General features: G+C 72.3%; 12 protein-coding genes. All 12 read right to left on the bottom strand.

Translation table 11 applies throughout. The features are described 5' to 3' along the window. Complete coding sequence (locus tag ACIQVL_RS20330; RefSeq protein ID WP_403475992.1) at positions 1 to 369, bottom strand: hypothetical protein; 369 nt, start codon at positions 367 to 369, stop codon at positions 1 to 3. 38 nt (positions 370 to 407) lie between these two features. Next, positions 408 to 917, bottom strand: a complete 510-nt coding sequence (locus tag ACIQVL_RS20325; protein ID WP_403475991.1) for a hypothetical protein — start codon at positions 915 to 917, stop codon at positions 408 to 410. Between the two features lie 24 nt (positions 918 to 941). Continuing rightward, positions 942 to 1,256 (bottom strand): hypothetical protein, encoded by a 315-nt coding sequence (locus ACIQVL_RS20320; protein WP_403439561.1) that lies wholly within the window; start codon positions 1,254 to 1,256, stop codon positions 942 to 944. A gap of 3 nt (positions 1,257 to 1,259) precedes the next feature. Continuing rightward, the gene (locus ACIQVL_RS20315; protein WP_393662020.1) at positions 1,260 to 1,652 is read right to left on the bottom strand and encodes a hypothetical protein; all 393 of its coding nucleotides are present in this window, start codon (positions 1,650 to 1,652) and stop codon (positions 1,260 to 1,262) included. Positions 1,653 to 1,693: 41 nt separating this feature from the next. After that, a complete protein-coding gene (locus tag ACIQVL_RS20310) occupies positions 1,694 to 2,884 on the bottom strand; it encodes a hypothetical protein (protein ID WP_403475990.1) in 1,191 nt (396 codons plus the stop codon). Between the two features lie 109 nt (positions 2,885 to 2,993). Next, positions 2,994 to 3,818 carry a hypothetical protein gene (locus ACIQVL_RS20305; protein ID WP_403475989.1) on the bottom strand — a complete coding sequence of 275 codons (825 nt, stop codon included), beginning with the start codon at positions 3,816 to 3,818 and terminating at the stop codon, positions 2,994 to 2,996. Positions 3,819 to 4,277: 459 nt separating this feature from the next. After that, a complete protein-coding gene (locus tag ACIQVL_RS20300) occupies positions 4,278 to 5,078 on the bottom strand; it encodes a phosphate ABC transporter ATP-binding protein (protein WP_403476214.1) in 801 nt (266 codons plus the stop codon). A gap of 62 nt (positions 5,079 to 5,140) precedes the next feature. After that, positions 5,141 to 6,067: a sortase domain-bontaining protein gene (locus tag ACIQVL_RS20295; protein WP_403475988.1), complete on the bottom strand. Its 927-nt coding sequence runs from the start codon at positions 6,065 to 6,067 to the stop codon at positions 5,141 to 5,143. Then, entirely contained in the window at positions 6,064 to 7,371 is a 1,308-nt protein-coding gene (locus tag ACIQVL_RS20290; RefSeq protein ID WP_403475987.1) for an Ig-like domain repeat protein, read from the bottom strand. Before ACIQVL_RS20290 ends, ACIQVL_RS20295 begins: the two co-directional genes overlap by 4 nt. A gap of 20 nt (positions 7,372 to 7,391) precedes the next feature. Continuing rightward, positions 7,392 to 8,306: a hypothetical protein gene (locus ACIQVL_RS20285; RefSeq protein WP_403475986.1), complete on the bottom strand. Its 915-nt coding sequence runs from the start codon at positions 8,304 to 8,306 to the stop codon at positions 7,392 to 7,394. A gap of 40 nt (positions 8,307 to 8,346) precedes the next feature. Continuing rightward, complete coding sequence (locus ACIQVL_RS20280) at positions 8,347 to 10,191, bottom strand: hypothetical protein (RefSeq protein ID WP_403475985.1); 1,845 nt, start codon at positions 10,189 to 10,191, stop codon at positions 8,347 to 8,349. A gap of 205 nt (positions 10,192 to 10,396) precedes the next feature. Then, positions 10,397 to 11,968, bottom strand: coding sequence for an Ig-like domain repeat protein (locus tag ACIQVL_RS20275; RefSeq protein WP_403439574.1), 1,572 nt, complete (start codon positions 11,966 to 11,968; stop codon positions 10,397 to 10,399). Positions 11,969 to 11,983 lie beyond the last annotated feature (15 nt).

Raw genomic sequence — 11,983 nt, 5'->3', positions numbered from 1 at the left:
TCATCGCAGGGCCACCCCTCCGACGACCCGGGAGCCGAACGAGCCGGCGCCGTTGAGATTGCGCGGGTCCAGCAGCATCGTGGGGAACGTCAGGGCCAGTTCGGCCGCGTGGTACTCCACCCCGGGCGCCAGCTTGCGCCGCAGGATGGTGGTCGGGCCGGCCGGCTCCTCGCGGTCGACCGACAGCACGAGGAACGCGCGCTCGGCCGGCAGGTCGAGCAGCTCGCCCGACGCGTCGTCGAGGAGGTCCTCCGCCACGTTGGCGTAGAGCCGGAACCGGTAGGAGCGAACGCCGAGGGTGAGCCGGAACGCCTGCGGGAACCCGTCGGCCGGGTCGATGGGCAGGGCGAGGTAGTTCAGGGCCGCCATATCCTGCCTCCTTGGTCATGACGGGGTTCGTCGCGGACTTACAACAGGCCGCCCGGGACACGGGCGATGGGACTGGCCACCGGTCCGGTGGGTACGGCCGCGGTGCCGACGGCGAGGACGAGGTCGCCGATCTCGCCGAGTACCGCGGTGGTGAGGGCCGGCGGGATCTGCTGGAGCGTGATCGACACGTCCAGCGCGTCCCGCTTGGCCACTCCCTGGGTGAAGCGCAGATCGGTGACCTGCATGTTCAGGCTGGTGGTCAGCCCCGACACCACCGGGATGCCGACCGCCGACTCGCCCCGGGCCATGGCGGCGACCAGCAGCCGCGAGGTGAGCGCGAGCGCCTCCAGGGCCTTCTTCTGCTCCAGCCGCTGCGGGCCGAGCAGGACGGCCTCGATCGCGATCGTCTTGTTCGTGGGCTGGGTGGCCTGGGAGAACCGGCTGCCCATGATCCGCTCGATGCGGTAGCCCTCGTTGACGGTCATGCTCTGCACGTACAGCAGCTGCACAGGGCCCACCAGCACCGGCAGGTTCACCGCATCAGCCATCGTTTTCCTCCCCCTTCGCGTCCGTCAGATCCGGGTCGCCAGTTCCCGGTCGAGCTGGTCGAAGACGTAACCGGCCACCCGTTGGACCTCGGTGTCCGGCAGCGTCCCCACGACCTCCACCTGGACGGGGAAGTAGTAGTTGACGACCGCGGACCCGCTCTCCGGCGAGATCACGGCCTCGCTGCCGGCCTGCGGGACGATGTACTCGCCCTCGTGCACCAGCGCGATCCCGGTGCGTTCCACCCGGCCGCCGGTCGCGAATCCCGGTACGGGGAACACGTCCTGGCCGCCGGGACCGCTCTCGACGCCGTCCGGACCCTCGTCCGGGTCGCCGTCCACGGGTTACGCCTCGACCCCGACGGAGAGCGCGAGGCAGGTGAAGCTCGCCTGCGGGACGCCGTCGATCACCACGTTGCTGGGGTTCGCCGACGTGACGACGCAGCGGGCGAACTTCATCGAGTTGAAGGCCCAGTCAGTACCCTTCTTCTCGGCCACGATGATCTGGAACTCGGTTCCCTCGGTGGCCAGTTGGGTCAGGTCGGCGACCGCGGTGGCGACCGCCGGCACGCCCATGGTGAACGTGAAGGTCGCGGGCTGGCGGACGAACCCGACGTTGTCCGCCTCGACGCTGTGCAGCACGGTGTGCGGCGCGTTGAAGGTCGGGGTGAACGTCGAGATGGGGGTGATGGTGGAGTCCCCGAGTTTCACTTCGAGGCGTGTGTTCCAGTCGGCCATCAGGTGTGCCTTCCTAGTGGGATGTGGCTGGTCGAGGTTCCCTACTCGAACTTCAGGTCGATGGAGATCCGGTGCACGGCGCCCGCGTACTCGACGGCGGCCAGCACCTGCACGAGGCGCTGCACCTCGGCGGCGTGGATCCGGTTCGCCTCGTCGGTGGTGAGCGTGGCCGGGTCCTTGTCCAGGAGGACGAGGACGGGGACGACGATCTCGAAGCTGTTGAGGACGCCTGCGTCCACGAAGGGGCTGAGCACCGCCTCCATCTGGGCGACCAGGGCGCGCAGTCCGGACCTGCTGATCCGCACGTTCCCGACCGAGCCGATGAGCTGTGCCTTGAGCAGGAAGGACAGGTGGTCGATGAAGCGGCAGACGTCGATGTACTTCTTGGGGCTGCCGGGGTTGCCGGTGTAGCCCTCGCCCATGTAGACGCCGTTGCCGGGGATGAGCGCCGGACTTGTCAGCCAGTTGACACCGGCTCCCGTCGGGCCCGATCCGGAGACCTCCGTCGGTCCGTTCAAGGTGTCGATGTCGGTCGGGTTGAACGGCGGGCTCTCGATGTTCACCTGCTTCAGCAGCAGCGACACGAAGGGTTCGTAGCCCGCGATGGTGCCGGTCACGGCCACCGCCGCGTCCTCTTCGCTGTTGTGCGCGATGTAGACCATCCGCTCGTTGGACAGGATCACCTTCGGGTCCGTGCTGCCCTTGGGCAGCATCGCGACACCCATGCGCTCCATCCCGTCGGCACCCGTTTCGGACACCGAGGTGACGTGGGCGGAGAGCAGCCCGATGGGTCCGTCGGGGGCCTTCGAGGTGGCGTCGATCGGGGTGTTGGCGACCACGACGAGCTGGACGTTCAGGCCGGCGACGACCGAGAGCGCGCCCTTCCAGTCCGGCGCGGTGGCGTCGACCGGGACGCCGTAGACGAGAGTCGGGCCGGGGCTCTGCTTGAACACCAGCGTGAGTGCCTTGCCGAGTTCTCCCGGGAAGGTCTCCTCCGCCTTGTCCGGGCTGGTGAACGCCACCGGCGTGGGCGGCACGGCCGCTGCCGCGTCCGCGGCGGCCGACTTCCTGGCCGACGCCGACGCCGAGGCCGACGCCGACGCGGACGCGGACGCGGGCGGGGCGGGGTCCGGGGTGGTCACGCGGCCCACGATCGCGATCGTGCCGAAGGCGCGGACGGCCGGTGCGAACAGGTTGACGGTCGGGTCAACCCGGATATACCGAACGGGCATCAGGGTTCTCCTCCATGGCGCGGCCGGTCAGGCCGAATCGGTGGCAGATAGGGGTGGCCGGGTCCCGGGCCGCTCGGCCCGCTCCTCGGTCGCTGTCATGACGGCTTCCTCACGAGGCCGGCAGGAAGAGGCTGACGACGCCTTCGGCGGCACAGAGCCGTTCGACGTCCGCCGCGGCGAGCCCGTCGGGCAGACCGTCGGCGGCGATGACGAGGGCCGTCGCGTAGGCCTCGGTGGCCTCGGCCGGGAGCCCGGCGGGGACCGGGCCGGTCAGGGGCCGGGCCGCCTCCCGTACGAGCCGGGTGGCGCGCAGCCCGCCGGCGAGGTCGAACGGGTCGACGACCACGGCCGCCAGGGTGACCGGCAGGGTGTGCGTGTTCGCCGGGTCGTCGGGGTCGAAGGGGGGTGGTGTGCGCAGCTGTATCTCCGCGACCACGTAGTGGAAGGCGTCCTTCAGTTCCTCCACCGTGCTGATTGCGTGCTCGGCGAGGAAGGCGTCGAGATCGAAGAAGGTGAACCTCGCCCGGAACTCGTCGAAGGTGGCGAAGTCGTCGAACGCCCGTGCCACCACCGATTCCACGCCGGCCGGGTCGATCTCGGCGACCAGCGTGACGTCGATGGCGGCGCGCAGGTCGATCCAGACCGGCCGGGTGGGCTCGGGCACCGTCAGGGTCAGTTCCGTGCGGGTGTAGGACGGTACGAGTTGCGACCACGCCCCGTCCTGGCGGCCGGCCGGGAACAGCGGCCGTTGCAGGGCGATCTCCCGCACCCGTGCGTCGGTGATCGTGTCGAGCCGGACGGCCGACAGGTCGTAGACCGAGGCCAGCATCGTGCGGACCCGCTGGTCGCCCGAACCGCCGGTGGGCGACAGCAACGCCCCGAGAGCGACCGGGTCACTCAGTGCGAGAAGTGCCCGGTCCCCGAATGCCGACATGATTCCCCCGCTGGTAGTCCGGTCCCGGCGGGCCGTCCAGGCCCGTCCGGCGATGGCTACGTTGGCAGGGGGGCCGTTACGGAGGCGTCACCGCGGCGTCAGCGGGAGGGGCCGGATCACCACCGGGCGGGCAGCCGTCGAGAAGCCGACCGGGCATCGGGGGTACGAGCCGCCTCGGAGCTGCTCCCGGCCGGCCTCTCTCCGGCGGCTCGACCTCGGTGTCGACACGGCCTGCGGGACGGTGCGGTGCGAACGCGGCCCAGGCGCCGGGGAACCAGACGGCGGTGTACTGCCCGATGGCGTCGCGCAACCCGGTGGTGACGGCACCTTCCCGCGACGGCCTTCCTCACCCGCCGACACCGGTCAAGGACCGCTGGTACCCAAACGGTCCCCGAGAGCGATCAGGCGACATCGACGTCTTCCGCGGCCGGGAGGACATGCGGACGCGGGAGCCTGTCGTCAGCCGAAGCGGCCCTGCACGTAGTCCGCCGTACGAGGGTCGGAGGGGGTGGAGAACAGGGTGGAGGTGGGGCCGTGTTCGACGATGGTGCCGGGGGTGCCCTGGGCGGCGAGGAAGAAGGCGCACCGGTCGGATATGCGGGCCGCCTGCTGCATGTTGTGGGTGACGATGACGATCGTGACCTCGTGGGCCAGTTCGCGGATCGTCCGCTCGATGCGCAGGGTCGAGGTGGGGTCCAGGGCGGAGCAGGGCTCGTCCATGAGGAGGACCTTGGGGCGGACCGCGAGGGAGCGGGCTATGCACAGGCGTTGCTGCTGACCGCCGGAGAGGGCGCCGCCGGGCTGGCGGAGGCGGGTGCGCACCTCCTGCCACAGGCCCGCCTTGGTGAGGCACTCCTCGACCAGGTCGTCGCGGGCCGCGCCGCTCATGTGCGTACCGGTGAGTTTGAGACCCGAGGTGACGTTGTCGTAGAGGGACATCGCGGGGAAGGGGTTCGGCTTCTGGAAGACCATGCCGATCTGGCGGCGGGTCTCGGTGAGACGGCGGCCGGGAGCGTAGATGTCCTCGCCGTCCAGGAGGACCTCGCCGGCCAGGGTCGCGGCCGGGATCAGCTCGTGCATGCGGTTGAGGATGCGGAGGAAGGTGGACTTGCCGCAGCCGGAGGGGCCGATGAGGGCCGTCACCAGGCCGGACGGCATCGACAGCGACACGCGGTCCAGGACTTTGTGGTCACCGAACCAGGCCGAGATCCGGCGGGTGTCGAGGTCGGCGCCGGCGGCCGCCTCCGGATGGGCGGGCAGGGAAACGGTGGTGTCCGTCTCGCCGCTGGTCTGTTCGGTCACTGCACGTCCTCGGTCGGCTGTCACATCAGGTTGGGGAGGAGTGCGGTCGCCCGGTCGGCGACGGCGAGACCGAGGACTCCCAGCAGGGGGACCCCGAACACCCAGGTGTGGCGGCGGCCCCAGCGGGCGTGGCTCCACGCGATGGCCGCGGCCACGAGCACGAGTGCCTGTCCCCAGAGCACCAGGGACAGCCAGGCCGAGGGCTGGGCGGCCATCGGTGTCTCGTCCTCCGGGAGGGCGCCGGGGGCGACGCCAGGCGTCGGGGTGGCCTGGACCCGGGAGACCAGGTCCGCGTCCACGCGCAGGATGCCCCGGGGCATGAAGGGCGTGCCGTCGGCCGTGACCAGGGTGAGCCGGCCGTGGCCCGCAGCCGGTGCCGCCGGCTGCGGATCACCGGCGCGGCGCAGACCGAGCACCCGGTAGGTGTGCCTGCCCTGGCCGGTCGTCACGGTGAACTCCACCCCCGGCCGCAGCTCCCGCAGGTGCAGGAAGGGGCCGCCGAACGTCGTCTGCCGGCCCATGACGACGCTGACCCCGGCCTGGCCCGGCAGGGGCGTGTCCCTGCGGTGGCCCGGGCCGCGGGACAGGTCGTCGGCCGTGGTGCCCTCCCGGACGACCTCGCGCAGGTGCAGGGCAGGGATGCTGAGGAGTGCCACCGGTGTCCCGGGCGGAACCGCGCCGCCCACCGGAGCCACCCCGTTGGCCAGGGCGCCCCGGAGGGCGGCGTAGTCGACCTGCCGGTCGCGGACGTGGCGGAGGTCGCCCAACGGGCCGGCGTCCAGGACGAATCCGAGCAGCAGCGCGCCGAGGATGCTCAGCGCGACGCCGAGGACCCGGATCCCGGGGCCGGCCGGGCGGGTCTTCCGTGCCGGGGCGGGCTCCGCCTCGGAGGGGTCGGATGCCCCTCCGCCGGCCGGAGCCCGCACCACGGCGCTGGGTGAGGTCATCCCACCCTCACTGACTTCGACGTGGCCGTCCCGTTGGCGTAGCCGGACCGCTTCGCGGTGATGGTCACCGTGATCAGGTGGCCCTTGTCCGTGCGGGTGAGGACGTACGTGGAGTGCGTCCCGCCGCGGATCGCGTGCCCGTCGCGCTTCCAGACGTAGCCGTACGACGTCGCCGCGGGCTTCCAGCTGCCGGGCTTGGCGGTGAGCCGCTTGCCGGTCTTCGCCGTTCCGGTGACCGACGGGCGCGTGGTGTTCTTCAGGGCCGGGCCGCGGGCCACGGTCACGGCGGGGCTGGTCGCACTCGTGCTGCCGCCGCTGTTGGTGGCGGTGACCCGGCAGGCGAGCTTGTGCGGGTAGTCGGCGGCGACCAGGGTGCGGGTGCGCGCGGTCGCCCCGCCGATCGCGCTGCCGTCACGCAGCCAGGCGTACGTGGAGGAGGTCGCGCCGCCGAAGGTGGCGCTGCACGTCACGGTGGAGCCGACCCGCACCGTGCCCGTCACCTTCGGCGCCGTGACGACCGTCGGGGGCTTGACCTTGACGGTGTAGGGCAGCGCGGTCGAGGCGGAGGGCGCGTACACGGCGGCGTCGGACGGAGTGAACACGGCGGTCAGGGAGTGGCTGCCCGCGGCCAGCGCGGACGTGGTCAGCGCCGCCGTGCCGGCGGACACGGCGACCGGGCTGCCGAGCGCCTGGGTGCCGTCCTTGAACTGGACCGTGCCGGCGGCCGTGTTGGGCGCCACCGTCGCGGTGAGCTTGACGGACGTGCCCGCCACGACCGGGCTCGCCGGGGTGGCCGCGAGCGTGGTCGTCGTCGCGGTCACGGACGGGACCGGGTCGGTGTTCTGGTAGGCGGTGTTGGAGGTGAACCAGATCGGGGCGCCGAAGTCGCCGTACGTCGCCGAGCCGAAGGCGCCCCGGCAGGTGAGCGTGAAGTCGTAGCGGCCCTGCAGGGTCTGGAAGCCGGCCTCGTTCGCGTAGTCCCGCATCGTCTCCGTCAGCGGCACCACGATCCCGCCGGCCGGTGACGTCTGGTACGTGCCGATCGGCGAGTTGCTGACCACGACCTTGCCGTCCGACGGGAAGCCGGAACCGGTGACCGAGACGATGAGGTTCGTCGCCGGGCCGGGGCACGCGCCGGACGTGGTGACGGTCATTCCGCTGGTGTCGGTGCCCGTGGCCGGGCTGACCTCCAGGGTGCCGAGCGAAGCCGCCTCGGCCCCGGTCGCGCCGAGGCCGATCGCCCCGGCGACGAGCACGGCGGCGAGACCGGCCGGCACGGAACGGCGTACTGAAGTGAACATCATGGCTGTGTCTTCTCCTGCTCTCAGTCCTGCGAGCGGTCGGTGTCGTGGTGCGAGTGGTGCGGGGTTTCGGGGAAGTCCAGCAGGCGGCGCCGACGGACCGACTGGACGAAGAGGGTGCCCAGCAGGACGAGGGCCGCGGCGACGGAGGCCAGCAGGGCCGCGCCGGTGCCGGTGGAGGCGAGGGAGCCATGGCCGCCGCTGGAACCGCCGGTGACGTCGGTGCCTATGCCCTCCGAGCCGCCGGAGGTGCTGCCGCCGTCCGAACCGCCCGTACCGGCCGTGTCCGTGGGACTGGCGGTGTCGGTCGGCGACGCGGTGTCCGTCGGGGTCGCCGTGTCGGTGGGGGTCGCCGTGTCCGTGGAGCTGTCGGTCTCCGTCGGCGTGGCCGAGTCCGACGGGGTCGAGGTGGCGGGCGGCGACGAGGAGGCGGGCGGGCTGGTCGTGGCGCCCCCGCCGGGGTCGGTGTCCTGGTAGTCGGTGTTCGAGGTGAACCAGATCGGCGCGGTGAAGTCGGCCAGACTGGTGCCGTTGAAGGCGGTACGGCAGGTGAGTGTGAAGTCGTAGCGGCCCTGCAGGGTCTGGAACCCGGCCTCGTTCGCGTAGTCCCGCATCGTCTCCGTGAGCGGGACGACATAGCCGCCGGCGGGCGTCGTTCCGTACGTGGTGAGCGGCGAGTTGCCGACCACGACCTTGCCGCCCGACGGGAAGCCGGAACCGGTCACGGTCATGATCAGGTTGGTGGCGTTCGACGGGCACGCGGCCGCCGAGGTCAGGGTCATGGTCTCGGTGTCCTTGCCCGTGGCCGGAGCCACCTCCAGCTCGCCGGCGGCGGCCGCGTGTGCGCCGGGTGCGACCAGCAGACCCGCTGTGCCGCAGGCCAGCAGCAGCGCTCCGAGGCCGGCGGCGGCCGGACCGGACAGACGTTTCGACGACACGGTGATGTCTCCTCTGGCTCGTGTGATCGGGTGTGGGTGTTCAGTCGCTCGATCCGGATGTGACGGCCGCGCGGGCCCGGCGCCCTCGCACCCAGAACAGGGCGCCCACGAGCAGGGCCAGGAGGGCGACGACGAATCCGGACGTCGACAACGCGATGAGCTTGGCGTTCGAGTGCTGGGCCGTGGGCGCGGCGGCCCTCTGCACGCCGCCGCCGGCCGCTGCTGTGGGTGCGGCGGGGCCGCCGTTCGGCACCGCGGGCGACGATCCCCCGGACGCCGCGCCGCTGCCCCCGGGCGAGGCCGAACCGCCCGCCTGCCCCGACCCGGACGACGGCGACGCGCCGGCCCCTGCCCCCGCGCCCACACCTGCCGACGCCTTCGCCTTCGTCCCGTCCCGGTACGCGGTGTTGGACGAGAACCGCAGCGACCCGCTGAAGTCCCGCACGCTCGACTGCGAGAACGCCCCCTTGAGGCAGCTGAGCGTGAAGGTGTACGTACCGCGCAACGTGTGGAATCCGGCGGTGGTGGCGTAGTCCCGCATCGTGTAGATCAGCGGGATCGAGGCACCGCCCCCGGGCGTCTTCTGGTACGTGGCGAGGGGCGCGTTGCCCACGACGATCTGGCCGGCGCGGGGGAATCCGGCACCGGCGACGCGTGCGATGACGTTCGTCGTGCCTGACGGGCAGGGCTCGGCCATGGTGATGGTGACGGGCTGGGTGTCACTGCCGTGCTGGGGGGAGACGGTGAGCTGCCCGGCGTCGGCCGCCCGCGCGGAGGACGCACCGGCGAGCACCATCGCCGTCGTGCCGATCGCCATCGCCGCCGCCTGCCCGGCCGTGGCCCGGCGCCGCTCACTTTCCACAGGTCGGCGGCCCGCGGCGCCCGTGCCCCGGCGGCGCGGCCGGCGTCGCACGAAGAACACCACCACGGCCGCGACCACCAGCAGAATCAGGCCGAGCGCGGGCCAGGGCACGGCCCAGAAGCCGGCCGACGCGGTGACCCGGGGGTGCACCGGCGGCGGGACGTCGCCGCGTACCGGGACCGGGTCGACGGAGACGGTGGCCGTGTCCCGCACCGTGGGCAGGACGCCCCTGGCCGAGGCCGTGACGGTCAGGGCGGAGCCGGGCAGGAGTTCGGGGATGTCCCGGGGCTTGCGGACCGTCGCGTCGCCGCCGAACAGGTCGCTCACCCGCACCGTCTGGCGCGCGCCCAGCCGGACGTTGCCCGTGTTGCGCACGGTGTAGGTGACCGTGGCGGTGCCGGTCCCGAAGGGGTTGAGCGTGCCGTGGTAGGTGGTGTGCGGGCCGTCCACGGAGAGCCGCGCGTCGAGCTTGCCCGCGACGCGGAGGTAGATGCGCGCGCCCACACGCTGGTCGACCTCGACCTTGTTGCCCTTGGCGTCCGTGCGGGTGGCGGCGAGCGAGGCGACGATGCCGCCCGCGTGGTCGCCGGGGGTCACGTTCCGCGGCACGGCCAGGGTGAAGGGGACGATGACATGGGACCGGCCGGGGACCGTCACCCGCCCCTTGCCGAGCCTCACCCAGGAGCCCACGGCGGTCGACTTCCTGTTCGCCGCGAGCACGTCGAAGCCGCCGTCGGCGGTGATGAAGGCGTCGCCCCCGTACAGCCGCAGGGTGAGCGGCCTGGTGCCGTAGTTCCACACGGCTACGTGGTCCCGCAGGGCCGCGCCCGGGGTCACGCTGTACGAGAGGTTCGGCCGCCGGTCGGGCTTCTTCGCACCCGACGGCTGGATGCCGAAGGTGGTACGCCCGTGCGAGGCGGCCGGTGTTGACGAGGCGGCAGCCCACGCGGCGGCCGGGAGCCCGGCGAGGGCGCAGACGGCGAGCAGGAGGGCGGCAAGACGGCGGGCAGTGGCGGTGATCATGTCGGTCGTCCGATCGGGCGCGAGCGCGGGCTGGGACGTCAGTGGGGCGGGAGGCTACGGCCGCCCGCCCCGAAAGGCAGTCGGGGCGGACGACCCGCACGGGGAAGCCGAGGTGCGTCCGGGGCGGGCGGAGGGGCCCGCCCGCCCCGGACCCGGGGTGACGCCGGGGGTAGGGATCGGCGTCACCCCTGGCCATCCGGGGATGTCAGATGGCCGTCAGGGTGAGCGTTGCGGTGTAGGTGCCGGCGACGGTCGAGGTCGGCACGTTGAGCGCGAGGTCGGCGCCGAGGTGCGCGGTGCCGAGACCCGTGCCGGTGGCCAGCGAACGGGACGACTTCAGACCGGCGTTGCCGGCGTCGGCCGGCGCGACACCGCTCGCGGCGGCGACGGCGCCGCCGGCCGTGACGGTCTGGGCCGCCGACTTGTCGACGACGTTCGGGGTCCAGCCGAGGTTCTGGCCGTTGATCTTGTGCGTGCCGCCGTCGGAGAAGTCCGACACCTGGCCGCTCACCGACCAGCCGGGGTTGCCGGCACGGGTGTCGGTCAGCGTGACCGGGTTGATCTTGCCGGCGGTGGTCAGCAGGTCGCCGTTGGTGTTGAGCACGGGCGACGGCAGGGTGACGTTCGGGGCGTCGACGCTGATGACCAGCGCACCCGGGTTGACGGTCGTGGTGATGTTCTCCGAGGCGGTGACGCCGGCGAACGCACCGATCGTGTAGGCGATCTGGGCCGAGTCCGAACCGAGGTACCTGGTGGTGTCGGCCGGGACGAAGGTGGCGGAGAAGGTGTGGTCCCCGGTGGCCAGGCCGGAGGTGCTGTACGTGGCCTGGCCGCCCGAGACCGGCACGGTGGCCAGGGTGGTCGTGGTCGCGCCCACGGTGTCCTGGAACTTCACGGAACCGGCGGCGCCGTTCGGCGTGACGGTGGCCGTGAAGGCGACCGGGCTGAACTGGGCCGCCGTACCGGCCGGGGAGACGGCGAGCGCGGTGGTGGTCTGCTGGGCGGGGGCCGTGTTGACCGTGTAGGCGACCGCGCTGGAGGAGGACACGTCGTAGCTGGTGCTGGTCGGCGTGAAGTCCGCGGTCAGCGAGTGCGAGCCCGCGGCCAGGTTGGCGGTGCTGAGGACGGCCGTGCCGTTGTTCACGGTGACGGGCGCGCCCAGCGCGGTGCCGTTGTCGCGGAACTGCACGGTGCCCGCGGCGGCGGCCGGGGCCACGGTCGCGGTCAGCGTGACGTTGGTGCCCGCGGTGACGGGGCTCGCCGGGGAGACGGCGAGGGACGTGGTGGTGGGCGTCTTCACCGACGGGTCGGTGTTCTGGTACGTCGTGTTGGACGTGAACCAGACCGACGCCGGGAAGTCACCGAGGCTGGTGCCGTTGAACGCCGTACGGCAGGTGACGAGGAAGGTGTACTTGCCCGTCAGGGTGGTGAAACCGGCCGTGTTGGCGTAGTCCCGCATGGTCTGCGTGAGCGGAATGATCAGGCCGCCGTTGCTGTCCGTGCCGTACGAGCTGATCGGCGAGTTGCCGACGACGTTCTGGCCGGCGGCCGGGAATCCGGAGCCCGTCACCGACACGATCACGTTGGTGGCGTTCGCCGGGCAGGCACCCGACGTGGTGACGTTCATGCTGGACGTGTCAGTGCCGGTCGCCGGGGTGACGGTCGCGGTGCCGATCTCGGCGGCGGACGCCGACGGGGCCACGAGGCCGACCGTCAGCAGAGCCACCAGGGCCGCGAGACCGCCCGCCGTGACCCGCGAGAGTCTGAGCTTCCACACGGTTGTGCTCTCCTT

Origin of the sequence: Streptomyces sp. NPDC090499 (assembly GCF_044769305.1) — a bacterium.
Classification (GTDB): domain Bacteria; phylum Actinomycetota; class Actinomycetes; order Streptomycetales; family Streptomycetaceae; genus Streptomyces.
Note: the sequence above shows the minus strand (reverse complement) of the source record. Positions and strands in the feature narration are given on the sequence as shown.